We start from the raw sequence: 15,964 nt of genomic DNA on the forward strand, positions 1-15,964 counted from the left end.
GGTCCGCACAAGCCTCAGCCGAGGCTGCCGACGATCTGCTTGGCCGTGTTGGACGGGATCGCGAACCCGATTCCGACGCTCCCGGCCTCACCGCTGCTCGACGCCGGCGAGTAGATCGCCGAGTTGATCCCGATCAGCTCACCGGCCGCGTTCACGAGCGCACCACCGGAGTTGCCTGGGTTGATCGACGCGTCGGTCTGGATCGCCTGGTACGAAACGGAAGAGGCGCGTCGCCCCTCGCCGGGCACGGTCACCTTGCGGTCCAGCGCCGAGACGATGCCGGTGGTCACGGTGCCCTGCAGGCCCGACGGCGAGCCGATCGCCATCACCGCGTCACCGACCTTCACGGAGTCCGAGTCCGCCCACTTGATCGGGGTGAGCCCGGAGACGCCCGACGCCTTGATCACGGCGAGGTCCGACGACGGGTCGGTGGAGACGACGGTGGCCGGCACCTCGCGGCCGTCGTTCAGCTTCACGGTGAGCTGGCCGCCGGAGGACGCCACGACGTGGTTGTTGGTGAGGATCTGGCCGTCCTGGGACAGGATCACGCCGGAGCCGACGCCGTTCGCGAAGTTCACCTGCACCACCGACGGCAGCACCTTCGAGGCGACGGACGTCCAGTCCACAGTGGACTGGTTCACGACCGTCTGCGCCGACACGGAACTGGCAGCAGAAGGCGTGGCGTCCGGCGAGGCGATGACCGCGCCGGTCACACCTCCGAACAACCCCGCGACGAGTGCCGCCGCGGTGAGCATCGGTGCCGTGCGGCGCCAGAACTTCGGCGCCGGCGCAACGGCTGGCTGCGGTTCCACCAGTGACCCGCTCATCGCGGGGAAGCTCTGCTCGGTCATGACTCCACGATGGACCGCCATCATGTGAGCAACCTGTGGGAAAAGCCAAAGAATCCCTGATAAGAACTAGCTGAGAAGAAGCGCGGAGACGTCCGCGGCCGTCAGCGGTGGCCCGAAGTGCGCCCCCTGGCCGCCCGTGACGCCCAGCGAAGCCAGTCGCGCGGCCTCTGTCGCGGTGCGCACGTCCTCGGCGTAGAGCGGCAGCCGCAGGATCGACGCCCACTTCAGCAGCGCCACCGACGCGGTCTCGTCCACCCGGTTCGCGCCCTCGTCCAGGCCGTGCACGACCGCGCCGGTGAACTTCACGCCGGTCAGCGGCAGCAGGCGCAGCCGGTCGACGCCGACGTTGCCGCCGTTCATCTGGTCCAGCACGAGCCCGATGCCGCGCTCGGCCAGGATGGTCAGCTCTTCCAGCTGCTCGTCGGTCAGCAACGCGGGCAGGTGCTCGTGCAGCTCGAAGCGCAGGGAGGACGGGGGCAGCCCCGTGCGGTCCAGCACGCGCGCGACCTCGGCGACGAGCTCGGGTTCCCGGCACAGCCGCGGCGGCAGGTCGATCGAGAGAGCCGGCGTCCGCGAACCCAGCTCCGCGTACCACTCACTCGCCTGCGCGCACGCCTCCGTGAGCGCCCAGTACATCAGGCGGACGATCATGCCGTTGTCCGAGGACTGGTCCATGAACGTGTCCGGGCACAGCACACCGCGTTCCGGGTGGTTCCAGACGATCTTCGCCTCGAGTGCCAGCACCGAACCGTCCGCCAGCGAGTGGACCGGCGCGTAGTCGACCCGGAACTGGCCCTCCTCCAGCGCGCCCGGGATCGACGCGGCCAGCGCGTACCGCTCCTTGTCGCGCAGGTCCCGTTCCTTGTCGTACAACGCCCACTGCGCCTTGCCGTCGCGCTTGGCCCACCCGACCGTGACGTCCGCCGCCCGCAACAGATCCACCGCGTCGCCGCCACGTGCCGCCCGCGCCACGATGCCCACGCTCGTCGTCACGCCGACGCCGTTCGCACCGATCCAGATCGGCTCCTCGAGCTGCCTGGTGAACTCCTCGACCAGTGCGATCACGCCCCGCACGTCGCGCGGGTCCTTGATCAGCACGCCGAACTCGTCCTCACCGATGCGCGCGACCTTGCCGACGCTTTCCGTGAACACCGTCCGCAGCCGTGTCGCGACGTGCATGAGCACCCGGTTGCCCGCCTCGTGCCCGAACGCGTCGTTCACGCCGCGGAACCCGTCGATGTCGACCTGCACCAGCGCGAGCGTCTCCGGCCCCTTGGAACCGACCGCGCCCTCGATCCAGCCGAGGAACTGCGTCCGGTTCGGCAGGCCCGTCTGCATGTCGTTGAGGCTCTGGCGAACGAGTTGCGACTGCAGCGCGCGCATCTCGTTCATGTCCTCGATCATCGTGACGAAGTACGGCGGCGAGTCCGCGTTCTCCCGCACCAGGGAGATCGCCATGTGCGTCTGGATCGTCTCGCCGTCGCTGCGGATCATCCGCGCCTCGACCCTCAGGTGGTCGAGATCGGAGTCGATCAGCCGTTGCCCGGCCTTCCGCAACGCCTCGCGGTCGTCGGGATGCGCGAGATCGCGGCCGGTGACCTTCCGCATGTCCTCGCGCTTGTAGTCGAGCATCGTCAGCAACGCCTCGTTGACGTCGATGATCTGACCTTCGAGGTCGACCACCACGATCGGGAACGCCGAACTCTGGAAGATCGCCCGGAACTTGGCCTCGCTGGCCCGGACCGCGCTCTCGGCCCGGCGCATCGCGTTGATCGCGGCCGTGCGGCTGATCTCCTGCTGATCGAGCGTGCGGTCGCGCATCGCCTCGGCGTACCCGGCGGCGAGCGCGGCGAGCTGAGCCGGCGAGACCTGCGTGTGCTCACCGAGATGGGTGAGCGTCTGCTCCAGCGTCGAGGAGGAGACGAAGTCGTTCTCGACCATGGACCGGCCGATCTGCCGAGCATCGTCGGCACCGCCGATGAGCAGCTGCTCGACGTACCCGCCGAGCAGTGCCTCGAGCTTCGCGCGAGTGAGGTTCGCGAGAAGGGTGCTGGAGATCGCCGCCGCCCAGTGAACGGCGTGCTCGCGGCTGTCGACCATGTTCATTCAGCTCAGGTGGCCATTCGTGGGGACCGGGGTGATCTGCTGATCGATCGTCGGACGCCAATCGATACGCCTGCGTGACCCACTTCCGCCGGGTTCGGTCGAACGGGTGACAGCTCCGCGCGGTACCACCACCGGGTGTGGGTCCAGCAGACAAGCTTACTGATCAAGACTTGCCTGTCCAACCGAACCCGGACTCACGGTCGTGAATCATGGGATCGGCCATGAATTCACTCGTTCGAACCAACGAATGGCCTACCGGACGCGAGCGGTCAGCGCGCGATCTCCTTCGCGACCCACGAGTTGATGGCGTCGACCCGCGCGTAGATCGCCGGGTGGTTCGGCCGCGCGCAGCCGTCACCCTTCGACACGAGGCCGACCAGCTTGCCGCCCGCCACGAACGGGCCACCGGAGTCGCCGTTGCACGCGTCGATGCCGCCCTTCATCACCCCGGCGCACATCATCGACCGGTTCTCGTAGAAGTCGTTGCCCTCGTCGTCCTTGCCCCAGAAGACGCGGCACGTCTCGTCTTCGAGGATCGGGATGGAGGCCTTCATCAGGTAACCGTTGGTGCTGCCGCCCTCCTTGACCGCGCCCCATCCCAGCACTGTGGCGGACCTGCCCGGTGCGTACAGGTGACGGTCGGCCGCGCCGGCCGTCCTGATCGGCTTCTGCTTCAGCGCGCGGTCGAGCGTCAGCACCGCCGAGTCGAAGGAGATGCCGTCGTACTTCGGGTTGATGACGATCTTCGTGAGCTTCGCGACGACGCCCTCTCCGGTGCTGTGGACGTTCTCGCGTCCCGCCACGACCACCCGCTTGTGCAACGGGATCGGCTTCGGCCCGGTCACGCCCTCGTCCACGCAGTGCGCAGCTGTGAGGATCTTGTTCGGCGCGACCACAACGCCGGTGCACCGGGGATCGCGCGTGTCGGCGGCCGGTGCCAGGTACACCGCGAACGGGTTGTCCTCAATGGACGCTCGGGTGCCGCCCACCACCTGGGCCGACGGGTCCGCGACCGCCGTACCCGTCATCAGCACGAGCAGGGCGGCCGTGATTCCACCTCGTAACAGCATTCGCCGTTCCTTCCGCAGAGAACTTCGATACGCGGCAAGGAACGGCGAATGCTCCGTCTCAGTTCGACAAGCGCAACTTAAGAAACGGCGTCGGCCGCCGAACGCCCGGCCACCCGGCCGGAGTACAGGCAGCCGCCGAGGAAAGTTCCTTCCAGTGCGCGGTATCCGTGCACGCCGCCACCACCGAACCCGGCGGCCTCACCGGCGGCGTAAAGCCCCGGCAACACCTCGCCGGACGTGTCGAGCACCCGCGACGACAGGTCGGTGTGCAGGCCTCCCAACGTCTTCCGCGTGATCACCGACAACCGGACGGCGATCAGCGGCCCGGCCTTGGGATCGAGCAACCGGTGCGGCTCGACGACGCGGATCAGCTTGTCGGTCAGGAAGTGGCGGGCCGAGCGGATCGCGTTGACCTGCATGTCCTTGCTGAGGCCCGCAGTCACCTGGCGGTCGCGTTCGATGATCGTCTTTTCCAGCGCGGCGGCGTCGATGCGGTCGTCGCCGGTCAGCGCGTTCATGCCGCGCGCCAGGTCCGCGACCGTCCCCGCCTGGATGAACTCCTTGGACCTCTGGGCGAACGCCTCCACCGGCGCGACCGCACCCGGCAGCGCGCGCTTCAGCACCGCGCGGGTGTCCTTGCCCGTCAGATCCGGGTTCTGCTCGGAGCCCGACAGCGCGAACTCCTTGCCGATGATCCTCTTGTTCAGCACGAACCACGAGTGCTCGTCGCCGCGCACGGTGATGTGCTGCAACGCTCCCAGCGCGTCGAAGCCGGGGAACAGCGGGATCGGCAGGCGGTTGCCGTCCGCGTCGAGCCACAGCGGCGACGGGCCCGGCAGGATGCGGATGCCGTGCCGCGACCACACCGGCGCGTAGTTCGCGATGCCCTCGGGGTAGTGCCACATGCGGTCGGCGTTGATGATCGAGGCGCCCGCCTTCTGCGCCACCTCCATCATGTGCCCGTCCACGAAGTCCGGCACGCCGGCCAGCATGAACTTGGGCGGCTTGCCCATGCGCTCGGGCCAGTTCCGGCGAACCAGGTCGTGGTTGCCGCCGATGCCGCCGGACGTGACGATCACGGCCTGGGCGCTGAGGGAGAAGTCTCCGGTGACCGTGCGGGAGCTCGGTTCGGCGCGAGCGACCGACGACGGCTCCAGAACCTCACCGGAAACGCCGTCGCACACGCCGTTGGTGACGTTGAGGCCGGTGACCCGGTGCCGGAACTTCAGCGTGACGAGGCCCTTCGCCACGCCCTCGCGCACGCGGCGCTCGAACGGCGCGACCACACCGGGCCCGGTACCCCAGGTGACGTGGAACCGCGGCACCGAGTTGCCGTGCCCGTCGGCGAGATAGCCGCCGCGCTCGGCCCACTGCACGAACGGGAACCAGCGCACCCCCATGTTGTGGAGCCAGGAGCGTTTCTCCCCGGCGGCGAAGTCCACGTACGCCTGCGCCCACAGCCGGGGCCAGTGGTCGCTCTCCCGGTCGAACGCCGCCGAGCCCATCCAGTCCTGCAGTGCCAGGTCGTGCGAGTCCTTGACCCGAAGCCTGCGTTGCTCGGGGGTGTCCACCATGAACAACCCGCCGAACGACCACCAGGCCTGGCCGCCGAGGGACGCCTCCGGCTCCTGGTCCAGGAGAATGACCTTGCGGCCCGCGTCCGCGAGCTCTGCGGTCGCGACGAGACCTGCGAGGCCCGCGCCGACGACGATGACATCCGCGTCATGTGCCATCGGGCGAGCATAGATCCACTGCTGGTCACGCACGAGACCTGAATCAAGTTCACTTTCTGGGGAGAGTTGAGACGATGACCTTCCGACCGGCTTCTGAGGTGGGTTTCAGCACCAGGACCACCAGGTTCGTGGCACCCGGATCGGTGACGAACGGCGAGTTCGGCCTGTTCGAGTGGCGGATGGACGCACGCCAGCCCGGCGCCCGGCCGCACTTCCACAAGACCTTCTCCGAGTCGTTCTACGTGCTCGAAGGCGAGATCACGCTGTTCGACGGCGACGAATGGATCAAGGGTGGCGAGGGCGACTTCCTCTACGTCCCGCCGAACCGGCCCCACGCGTTCCGCAACGACAGCGACGCGCCGGTTCGCATGCTGATCCTGTTCTCGCCCGGTATCGCCCGCGAGAACTTCTTCCTGGAGGTGGGGAAGGCCAAGGGGCTGAGCCCGGAGGAGCTGGAGGCGTTCTACGCCCGTCACGACCAGTACAACCTGCCTGGCTGAGGGTGCCGCCGACCGCCACTACCGGTGAGGGGGGTTTCCGGTGTGCCGGTCGACGGCGGGTTGACCGCTGCGCGAGCGCACAACGCCTGCGGAAGGACTTTTCCAGCCTGGGGGTGCCGGATCGTCCTGGCGCGGGCTCCAGCGCCAGCGGCCAACCACATTGTTGAACGTACAACCGGAGCGTGGTGTTCCGGTCGGCTTTCACTGTGACAGGACTCAAATCCTTCAGGTTGCCTTCAGGTTCAACCGGGGTATGTCACCAGGTGTGACGGATGAGCTGCCCACGATCACAGATCTCGCCGAGCTGGTCGGCCTTCTGGGTGACGACGTCTACGTGCGCTGGTCGAAAGGCCCGGACGCGGACGCCGCCTCGACGTCGCGCGACTCGCTGACCGGCGTGGAGCTGCCAGGACTTTCCGCGAGCCCGCTGCGCGTCGAGCCGTGGTGGGGAGACCGCTCGCGCAAGCTCTGGGTGGCCCGCCGTCTCTTCGACTACCGCCACCTGCGCGACCTGCGTGGCCCGGACGTCCGCGCGTGGGTGCTCCGCGGCGCCGAGGTGGGCCGCGGCCCGGACAACGAGCCCCTGGTCCGCTGCCTCGAAGCGCTGGCCTGGGTGGCTGACTCCGCGTTGAGCGAGTGCGAGGACCTGGTCCACGCCCAGCACTCCGACGAGTGGGGCCCGCTGGACCGCTCTAGCTCAGATCGCTGAGCTTGCGTTCCGCGGCCTTGCGCGCCTTCTCCGCGGCCGCCGTGACCCGCTTGGCGTCCTCCAACCGCTCCGCCGCCCTGTCGAACGCCCGCTGCGCCGCCAGCTGGTCCGCCTGAGCCTCCCCGAGAGCCTGCTCGGCCTCGTCCAGCGCCTGCTGCGCCTCCGCCCGCTTCCGCTCCTGCCGCTCACGCCGCTTGCGGGCCAGCGCGTCCTCGCCGTCGCCCTCCTCCTGCACGGGCTCCGGCACCGGCACGGCGAACCCGAACCCGGAGTACTCCAGCGCCTTCGTGAGGTGCCCTGCCCGCACCTGCTCGGCGGACTCCGGGTCGGCCATCGCGGCGGTCAGCGTGTTCCGCACCTGCGTGACGGCGTCGTCCGCGAGCGGCCCGGTCAGCTCCAGCGTGCGGTAGACGAGGGATTCGAGGAGCTCCTTGCGCTTGCGGCCGAGCTCCCGCATGGTCAGCTGCGCCGTGGAGAGGCTCAGCGCCTCCTCCAGGTCCTTCGGCGCGTCTCTCACCAGCCGGTTCACCGCCCAGGCGCCGACGGTCGGCTTGCGCAGGTCGGCGATGGCCCTGGCGAGGTCCTTGTCGCCGGCCTGCTTGGCCGCGGTGTTGCGGGCCGCGGTGAACTCCTTCGGGGGCAGCCCGTAGAGCTCGTCGGCGACCGGCTTGAGGTCCATGGGCGCAAGGTAGCGCCTGATCAGCGATCAGTCTCGCTGAATCCGCTCAAGCGCCGCTGCCGTGCATGCGCGGCTGCGACCTGCGTCTTGCCCAACCCGCGCTGTCCGGTCACCACACGGACCGGCTCACTCAACAACGCGAGCGCGGCAGGCGTTTGGAAGTTGGGCGGCTCATGCGGGATGAGCCCCGTGACCACCTGATGCGCAGGCACGGCAGGCAGGCCCAGGTATTCCGCCCGCAAGGGAATGCCACCGTCCTGGTTTCGCGCCGAACAATGCCGAGCGCCCGAATCAGGTAAACAGGATGGGGAGATGCACACCAGGTGGAGATGGGTTCTCTTCGGGCTCGGCGCGGGCGTCGCCGCCGGCGGACCGATCGCGATGGCGGGCGGCCCGTGGTACGGCTACGTCTTCGGCGGCCTGTGGTCCCTGATGGGCGGCACGGTCGCGTGGCGCAGCTTCCGGATGGGCACGAAACTGACCGCTGAAGGCATCACGTCGAACAGCCTCGACCGGCAAACCGTCATCGAGTGGTGCGACGTCAGAACGATCGAGCCCGCACGCCGGCGCAACCTGATCTTCTTCCACACCATCGCCCCCGCCGTGCGCCTCCACACGGGCAAGGAAACGCTGACGGAGCTCAGCCTGCTCTCGGTCAAAAAGGACTCCGTGCCCGAGCGAACCGCGAGCCAGGTCGAGGAACTCCGGCGTGCGCTGGCCGGGCACCGCATTAACTGCCCCGCCTGCGGAGCGCAGCCGAAACCGCTCGCGACCAGCCAGAGCATCGCCCAGCGCCTGCGGTCGAGATTGCGTTCCCTCATGCGTGGAAATAGCGATCAGTCCATCGTCCGCTGACATGATCCCGTTACAGGTCAACAACGTTCACCGTTGACGCAGGTCTTGACATTCCCCTCTATCAGCTCTTGACTGGAGGGCAACCGCTCGTTCCACGCCTAAAGTGAAACGCGCAGCATTAATGCGGTGCCTGGACAATCCGCTGAACAGTCCAATGTGGATCTGGAGAATGCTCCAGGAAGACGATTGCCCCTCGGCAGGCGAAGAGATGTGCTTCGTGCACTCTTTACCCCACGAAGGGCATTTGCGCCGTGAAGAACTGGAGACGCCGCACCGGAACGGTCTTGTTGACCGCGGTGCTGGGTACTGCCGGGCTCGGCTTCGCCGCCACTCCCGCCATCGCGCAGAACACAGCGCAGCAGGACGCGCCGGCCGCCGACAAGCAGCTGGACAAGAAGGACCGCGAGCTCGTCGACGAGGCCGCCCGTCAGGGCAAGCCGACCGTCGACCTGCTGGTCGCCGCCGAGGACGGCAAGACCGACGCCGCGGTCAGCGAACTGAAGGCGCTCGGCGCCACGGTCCAGAAGACCGAGAAGGACGTCGACTACGTCAAGGTCACCATCCCGCGCGACAACGCGGAGAAGGCTGCCAAGCTGAAGTCGGTCAGCACGGTGGACGTCGACGGCCTCGTCGTCCTCGACGACCCGCGTCCGCAGGGCATGGAGCAGCCGGCTCCGCAGAAGGCTCCGGACGCCAAGACGGCGCGCACCAACCCGTACATGCCGACGCAGGACACGCAGGCGGCGCAGTTCGCCCTCGCGCACCCGCAGTGGGACGGCCGCGGCACCACGATCGCCGTGATCGACTCCGGCATCGACCTCGACCACCCCGCGCTGCAGACCACCAGCACCGGTGAGCGCAAGATCGTCGACTGGTTCACGGCCAACAACCCGACGTCCGGCGACGGCAGCTGGGTCACCATGACCAAGACCGGCCGCACCGGCAAGTTCGTCGAGGGTGGCAAGGAGTGGACCGCCCCGGCGACCGGTGGCCCCTACTCGTTCGGTCTCTTCCGCGAGATCGCGGGTGACCTCGGCGGTGCCGGCAGCGAGACCGGCGGCGACATCAACCGCGACGGCGACCGCGCCGACTCGTGGGGTGTCATCCAGGACATCCAGACGAAGGAAGTCTTCGTCGACACCGACGGTGACGGCGACTTCACCAACAACCCGCGGATGATCGACTACAAGGTCAAGAAGGACGTCGGCTACTTCGGTGCCGACAACCCCGCGACCCCCGTCGTCGACCGCATGGCGTTCGTCGTGCAGACGGACAAGTCGATCTACGACGCCGGCGGCACCCCGTACGTCAGCCTCGGCATCTCCGGCGGTGCGCACGGCACCCACGTCGCGGGCATCACCGCGGCGCACAAGATGTTCGGCGGCAAGATGGCCGGTGCCGCGCCCGGTGCGAAGCTGATGGCCATCAAGGCCTGCCTCTCCACGCCGTCCTGCACCAGCTCCGGCCTGATCGACGGTGTCCTCTACGCCGCGCGCAACGGCGCTGACGTCGTCAACATCTCCATCGGTGGCCTCCCGGCCCTCAACGACGGCAACAACGCCCGTGCGGAGCTCTACAACCGCACGATCGACGAGTACAACGTCCAGCTCTTCATCTCGGCCGGCAACTCGGGTGCGGGCGCGAACACCGTCGGCGACCCGTCGGTCGCGACGAACGCGGTGAGCGTCGGTTCGTCCATCACCAGCGCGACCTGGCTCTCCAACTACGGTTCGACGACCGCGCAGAAGCAGAACCTGCACGGCTTCTCGTCGCGCGGCCCGCGTGAGGACGGCGGCTTCAAGCCGAACATCGTCGCGCCGGGTTCGGCGATCTCGACCACGCCGCGCTGGCAGCAGCCCGGCCCGGTGGCGGGCACGTACGCCCTTCCCGCCGGCTACGCGATGTTCAACGGCACCTCGATGGCCGCCCCGCAGGCGACCGGTGCCGCCGCACTGCTCGTGAGCGCGTACAAGGCCACGCACGACGGCCAGAAGCCGACCAGCGCCGAACTGCGCTACGCGATCCAGCGCAGTGCCAAGTGGGTGGACACCCTCAGTGCCTACGAGCAGGGCGCTGGTCTGTTCAACACCAACGCCGCGTGGACGTTGCTGGACCAGCACGGTGTGCCGAACAAGGTCACCACGTCGGTCCCGGTCAGCACTGTCCTCAGTGGAGGGCTCGCCACCCCGAACGTCGGTGTCGGCATCCACGACCGCGAAGGTGTGACCGCAGGCCAGGAGTACACCCGCACCTACACGCTGACCCGTACCACCGGTCACGACCACCTCGAGACCTGGAAGGTCTCCTGGAAGGGCAACGACGGCACGTTCAAGGCCGCCAAGACCGTCGACCTGCCGCTGAACACGCCGGTGCAGTTCCCGGTGAAGATCAAGGCCGGTACCGCGGGCGTGCACAGCGCCGTTCTGCAGCTGGACGACGTCGAGACGCCCGGTGTCGACGTGCAGACCCTGAACACCGTGTTCGCGGCGGAGAACTTCAACGCCGCCAACAAGTTCTCGGTCACCAAGTCCGGCACGATCGCGCGCAACCAGTCGACCAGCCTCTTCGTGAACGTGCCCAAGGGCACGACCGCGCTGAAGGTCGACATGGCCGCCGGTGGCGCCGAGGCAGGCAAGGGGCAGGTCCGCTTCCTGCGCTTCACCCCGCAGGGCGTACCGCTCGACGTCACCAGTTCGACCAACTGCTACAACCCGGATGCGGGCGCCGGCTGCTCCGGTGGCACCCCCACCAGCCGTACGGTGACCAGCCCGATGCCCGGTGTCTGGGAGATCGTGGTCGAGGCGCGCCGCACCTCCGACGCCGCTGAGGCGCCGTACTCGGTGACCGCGTCCGTGCTCGGCACGTCGATCAGCCCGAACCCGGACGTCGTCCCGTCGGCCGCACTGGGCACCCCGCTCGACCGCAGCTACACCGTGACGAACACGCAGGCCGCGTTCAACGGACGGCTCGTGGCCGGTCCGGTCGGCAGCGCCACGACGGGCCGCCTGTCGATCGCCAACCTGGAGACCAAGTTCTTCGACATCCAGGTTCCGGCGGGTGCGTCGCGGATCACGACGACGATCGGCAACCCGTCCGACGCCGGTGCCGACCTCGACCTGTTCCTGCTCAACTGCACGTCGGGCAGCTGCGTGGTCGCCGGTCAGTCGGCTGACGGTGACTCCGAGGAGTCCGTCACCGTCAACGCTCCCGCCGCGGGTCTGTGGCGCGTCCAGGTGGACGGCTACGCAGTGCCCACGGGCACCACGCAGTACGACTACATCGACGTCTACACCGCCGCCGGCCTCGGCACGCTGACCGTGACCGACAGCAATGCCGACCGCGCCGCCGGTGCCTCCTGGACCGTGGCGGGCGTCATCACCCCGCAGGGCCAGCCGGGTGCGGGCCGCGTGTTGCGCGGTGAGCTCGAGGTGCGCACGGCGGACGAGAACGTCGTCGGCCGTGGCGCCGTGATCGTCCAGTCGGTCAGCTGAAGCTCCACTGATTGACGCAGAAAGCCCCAGGGTCCACGAGATCCTGGGGCTTTCTACGGTTCAGGGAGCTTGTTGCCGAGCGGCTCGTCCAAGTCCACTTTGGACACGCCGGTGATGAGACGTGCGTCTTCCACCTTGTCCACCGGCATCTCGGCCCGCAGGTAACCGATTCTGGGATCCCGCGACTCGATGGTCGCGCCCAGCTTCGTCAGTGCCTGCTCGACCTCCTCGTCGCGTCCCGGCTGCACGGAGATCATCAGTGGCACGGTGAGGTGGCCGTCGCGCTTCGCCTGCTCGATCCGGTTCCTGTCCGGTTTCGCTGAAGACACGGTCGGGACCTCCGCGTACGGCACGGCTGGAGACCCGTTCGTACCACAGCTTCCGAGAGCCAGCGCGCAAAACGCGACGGCGAGCGGTCTTCTCATGCGCCTAGGACGGAACGCGCTCCGCGAGCGGTTGCATCCTCGTTTCCGGCACGTTGAACATCATGATGACGGTGGCCACGACCACCACGCCCCCGATCACCGCGAACGTCCAGGTCAGCCCCAGATGTGGCCACAGCAGCGCACCGAACAGCACGGGCACGAACCCGGCCCCGATCCGGCTGACCGTCGAGGCCCAGCCGAACCCGCTGGCCCGCAGGTGCGTCGGGTACAGCTCGGGCGCGAACGCGTACAGCGCCGGAATCGCGATCTGCACCAGCATCCCGAACAACGTGATCCACGCCTTGGCCGCCACGTCGATGTCGAGCTGCAACGCGAACAGGACCAGCGCCAGGGCCGCGAGCGGCGCGCTGATCGCGATCACCCACTTGCGCCCGAACACGTCCACCAGCCACGCGCTGACCAACGCGCTCACGATGCCCACCGCCACGGTGAGCGTCGTGACCATGAACGCCGCGTACGTCCCGTACCCCTGCGCCTTCAGGATGCTCGGCAGCCACGTGACAGCGCCGTAGTACAGCAGGAACACCGCGAGGAACAGCACCCACAGCGCCGCCGTCCGCCTCGGGTCGAACCGCCAGATGTCCTTGAGCTGCGTGAACATCGCCTTGGGGGAGAGGCTCTGGGTCTGCTGGAGCTCCGGGAGCCTCCACTCCTCCCGCGGCGCGCCGGTTTTCGCGACGAGCTGGTCGATGACGCGTTTGGCCTCGTCGGGTTTGCCCTTGGCGACGAGGAACATCGGCGACTCCGGCACACCGCGCCGGATCCAGAACAGCAGCAACGCGGGCAGCACCATCGTGAGCATCAGCAGCCGCCAGCTGCCCAGCTCGGCGAGGTAGGCCGCCGTGAGCCCGCACAACGTGGCTCCCAGCGGCCAGAACCCGTCCATCGCCGCCAGCACCCGCCCGCGCACCCTGGCGGGCGTGAACTCGCCGACCAGCGCGAAGTCCACCGGGATGCACCCGCCGAGCCCCACCCCGGCGAGGAACCGGAACACGCAGAACGTCACGAAGTCCGGCGACGCGGCCCCGGCCACCGTGAAGACCGAGAACATGAGGATCGTCAGGCTGAACGCCTTCTTGCGCCCGATGATGTCGGCGACCGCACCCCACGCGAACGCGCCGACGGCCATCCCGATCAGGTTGGCCGTGCCGACCCACCCGCGTTCGCCGAGCGTCAGGTTCCACTCGGCGCTGACCAGCGGAATCAGGAACGCGTTGAGCGTGACGTCCCACGCGTCGAACAGGAACCCGAGCCCGCCGATGATGAAGATCGTCCCTTGGGCGCGCCACCGCCACGGCAGGCCCTGGACGACCTGGTCCCCGGTCCTCATGTACTCAGTGTGCTGGATCCATTGCGGATGGTCGCGGCGAGGAGCTCCGGGTTCGTGACGTGCGCGATGTGACCTTCGCCTTCGAGCGTGACCAGGGTGCCCCCGGTGTCGCGCACGACATCCCGTGCGGCGGGCCCGAAGATGTGGTCGGTGTGCTCGCCGACGATGACCGTCACCGGTACCTGCAACTTCGGTGGCTGGTACCGGAAGCTTTCGACCGTCGCCAGCTCGCGCGACGTCGTCTCGAGCAACTCCTGCGCCTTCAGCCATCCCTCCGGATCGGTGTCGCGGAACTGCTGCTCACCCGCGATCTCAGTGACCATGATCTCCAGCGCCAGATCCCGGTCGCCCCTGCTCAACGCATGCCTGAAGCTCGCGACCTTCGCACTGTCGACGTGGAGCGCCGGCTCGTACAGCACGAGCGCTTCGAGGTCGTCGCGCTCCTGAGCCGCCAGCAACGCGATGAGTCCGCCGTAGCTGTGCCCGACGAGGGTCGCGTTCTTGTGCTGGTCCAGGACTTCGTGCAGGTCCTCGACCTCGGTGCGCAGGCTGTGGTCGTCGGGCAGCGGCACCCCGCTGCGCCCTCGCCTCTCCGGTACCGCGGCAGGCTCCAGCAGGGCTTTGACCTGGTCCCAGTCCGCCGCCACGCTCTGCGCGCCATGAATGATCACGTTCATGTTCTGGAACGTAAGGCTTGACATCAGTGTCAAGGTCAAGTCGTGCTGATCGGTGAACTGGCCGCCGCGTGCGGCGTCTCTGCCCGCTCTGTCCGCTACTACGAGCAGTGCGGCCTGCTGACGTCCACGCGCTCCTCGAACGGCTACCGCACGTACTCGCAGTCCGACGTCGAGACCGTCCGACGCATCAAGGCTCTGTTGAACGTGGGCCTGCCCATCGCGACCATCGCCCAGCTGCTCCCGTGTGTACTGGACGCCTCGCCACGCCTGGACCCGTGCACGAACCTCATCGCGACCCTGCGCGCCGAGGTGGACCGCCTCGACGCGCAGGCCGCCGAGATCGCCCGCTGCCGCAGCCTGATCACGGGCATCCTGGAACGCTCTACTTAGGCCCCGCAAACGCTTGCTCCCGCTGCGCCCCGTCCAGGCTCTCCCCGAACACCCGCGCGTCGGTGTGCTGGTCGCTGGCTGGCTGCTGCCGCTTGACCCCGGTGACAGCGCGAGTCCTGACCTGCGGCAACGCGCCGCCGTGCTGCCGCTGTACCCAATCCACCAGGTGCTCACGAACCAAACAACGGAGATCCCACAACTTCCCGGCATCAGCCGCACTGACCAACGCCCGCAACCGCACGAACCCCTGGGTTGCGTCCGTCACCTGCAACACGGACACCCGCCCGTCCCACAGGTCACTGCCCTCCAACATGGACCGCATCTCCTGCCGCATCGCCTCGACCGGCACGGTCCAGTCCAGATCGAGCTCAACGGTCCCCAGCAACGCCGACTGCGTGCGCGTCCAGTTCTGGAAGGGAGTCTTCAGGAAGTACGAGGTCGGCAGCACCAGCCGCCGGTCGTCCCACAGGTGCAGCACCACGTACGTCAGCGTGATGTCCTCGACGCGTCCCCACTCACCTTCAACCACCACAACGTCGTCCAGCCGCACCGCGTCGCTGAACGCGATCTGCAGCCCCGCGATCAGGTTGCCCAGCAACGACTGCGCCGAGAACGCCGCCACCGCACCGATGACCGCGGCCGAGGCCAGCACGGTCGATCCGACCGCCCGCGCCCCCGGGAACGTCATCAGGATCGCCCCGACCGCCAGCACCCCGATGACCACGAGCACCAGTCGCCGGACCAGCGTGATCTGCGTGTGCACGCGCCTGGCGTGCCGGTTGTCCGTGACGTCGGTGCGAATGCGCGACAACGAAACGTCCACCAGGGTGCTGATCAGCGCGGCCAGCAACCAGGCACCTGCCAGGATCAACGCGATTCCCAGTGTGTGCAGGGCGATCGGCGCGTCGATCGGGTAGACGCTCAGGCTTATCTGGGCCGCCAGCAGCGCTCCGAACATCTGGCCGGGCCGGTACATCTTGCCGCTGTGGGTGAAGCGGCGCACCAGCCGGTGAATCACCTCCACCGCCAGTAACGCGAAGGCCACTGAGCAGCCGAGCACGACGAACAGCACGTCTTTGTCCTCCTCCCGTATCGAGGCCGGATACCCGCTGTCTGGTGGGCGGCAC

14 protein-coding genes are annotated in these 15,964 nt (G+C 68.2%); 5 read left to right on the forward strand and 9 right to left on the reverse strand.

Going from position 1 to position 15,964, the window contains the following annotated elements; translation table 11 throughout:
* Positions 1-14: 14 nt before the first annotated feature.
* From C8D87_RS14960 to C8D87_RS14975, 4 genes are all read right to left on the reverse strand, one after another.
* Entirely contained in the window at positions 15-851 is an 837-nt protein-coding gene (locus tag C8D87_RS14960; RefSeq protein ID WP_112227105.1) for a S1C family serine protease, read from the reverse strand.
* Positions 852-917: 66 nt separating this feature from the next.
* Positions 918-2,957 (reverse strand): putative bifunctional diguanylate cyclase/phosphodiesterase, encoded by a 2,040-nt coding sequence (locus C8D87_RS14965; RefSeq protein ID WP_112227106.1) that lies wholly within the window; start codon positions 2,955-2,957, stop codon positions 918-920.
* 269 nt (positions 2,958-3,226) lie between these two features.
* The gene (locus C8D87_RS14970) at positions 3,227-4,027 is read right to left on the reverse strand and encodes a S1 family peptidase (RefSeq protein WP_112227107.1); all 801 of its coding nucleotides are present in this window, start codon (positions 4,025-4,027) and stop codon (positions 3,227-3,229) included.
* Between the two features lie 77 nt (positions 4,028-4,104).
* On the reverse strand, positions 4,105-5,760 hold the full coding sequence (locus tag C8D87_RS14975) for an FAD-binding dehydrogenase (protein WP_112227108.1): 1,656 nt from the start codon (positions 5,758-5,760) through the stop codon (positions 4,105-4,107).
* 74 nt (positions 5,761-5,834) lie between these two features.
* Between C8D87_RS14975 and C8D87_RS14980 the strand changes: the two genes are divergently transcribed.
* Positions 5,835-6,260, forward strand: a complete 426-nt coding sequence (locus tag C8D87_RS14980; protein WP_109641815.1) for a cupin domain-containing protein — start codon at positions 5,835-5,837, stop codon at positions 6,258-6,260.
* A 265-nt stretch (positions 6,261-6,525) separates the two neighbouring features.
* Positions 6,526-6,969: a DUF6098 family protein gene (locus C8D87_RS14985; protein ID WP_233440236.1), complete on the forward strand. Its 444-nt coding sequence runs from the start codon at positions 6,526-6,528 to the stop codon at positions 6,967-6,969.
* Here C8D87_RS14985 and C8D87_RS14990 read toward each other — a convergent pair.
* Positions 6,953-7,648 carry a hypothetical protein gene (locus C8D87_RS14990; protein WP_109641819.1) on the reverse strand — a complete coding sequence of 232 codons (696 nt, stop codon included), beginning with the start codon at positions 7,646-7,648 and terminating at the stop codon, positions 6,953-6,955. The genes C8D87_RS14985 and C8D87_RS14990 overlap by 17 nt on opposite strands.
* Before the next feature lie 381 nt (positions 7,649-8,029).
* Here C8D87_RS14990 and C8D87_RS14995 point away from each other — a divergent pair, with 381 nt between their 5' ends.
* Together C8D87_RS14995 and C8D87_RS15000 are read left to right on the forward strand one after the other, a co-directional pair.
* Positions 8,030-8,503, forward strand: a complete 474-nt coding sequence (locus tag C8D87_RS14995; protein WP_146231879.1) for a PH domain-containing protein — start codon at positions 8,030-8,032, stop codon at positions 8,501-8,503.
* A gap of 251 nt (positions 8,504-8,754) precedes the next feature.
* On the forward strand, positions 8,755-11,994 hold the full coding sequence (locus tag C8D87_RS15000) for a S8 family serine peptidase (protein ID WP_233440238.1): 3,240 nt from the start codon (positions 8,755-8,757) through the stop codon (positions 11,992-11,994).
* Between the two features lie 53 nt (positions 11,995-12,047).
* Here C8D87_RS15000 and C8D87_RS15005 read toward each other — a convergent pair whose 3' ends face one another.
* From C8D87_RS15005 to C8D87_RS15015, 3 genes are all read right to left on the reverse strand, one after another.
* Complete coding sequence (locus tag C8D87_RS15005) at positions 12,048-12,323, reverse strand: hypothetical protein (RefSeq protein WP_146231880.1); 276 nt, start codon at positions 12,321-12,323, stop codon at positions 12,048-12,050.
* 100 nt (positions 12,324-12,423) lie between these two features.
* Entirely contained in the window at positions 12,424-13,770 is a 1,347-nt protein-coding gene (locus C8D87_RS15010; protein ID WP_112227109.1) for an MFS transporter, read from the reverse strand.
* The gene (locus C8D87_RS15015) at positions 13,767-14,447 is read right to left on the reverse strand and encodes an alpha/beta fold hydrolase (RefSeq protein ID WP_170166432.1); all 681 of its coding nucleotides are present in this window, start codon (positions 14,445-14,447) and stop codon (positions 13,767-13,769) included. Before C8D87_RS15015 ends, C8D87_RS15010 begins: the two co-directional genes overlap by 4 nt.
* 42 nt (positions 14,448-14,489) lie before the next feature.
* Between C8D87_RS15015 and C8D87_RS15020 the strand changes: the two genes are divergently transcribed.
* Positions 14,490-14,837 (forward strand): MerR family transcriptional regulator, encoded by a 348-nt coding sequence (locus tag C8D87_RS15020; RefSeq protein WP_109641831.1) that lies wholly within the window; start codon positions 14,490-14,492, stop codon positions 14,835-14,837.
* Here the strand turns inward: C8D87_RS15020 and C8D87_RS15025 are convergent.
* The gene (locus C8D87_RS15025) at positions 14,830-15,909 is read right to left on the reverse strand and encodes a mechanosensitive ion channel family protein (protein WP_233442105.1); all 1,080 of its coding nucleotides are present in this window, start codon (positions 15,907-15,909) and stop codon (positions 14,830-14,832) included. The genes C8D87_RS15020 and C8D87_RS15025 overlap by 8 nt on opposite strands.
* Positions 15,910-15,964 lie beyond the last annotated feature (55 nt).

The sequence above is a fragment of the Lentzea atacamensis genome (assembly GCF_003269295.1).
Taxonomy (GTDB): Bacteria; Actinomycetota; Actinomycetes; order Mycobacteriales; family Pseudonocardiaceae; genus Lentzea; species Lentzea atacamensis.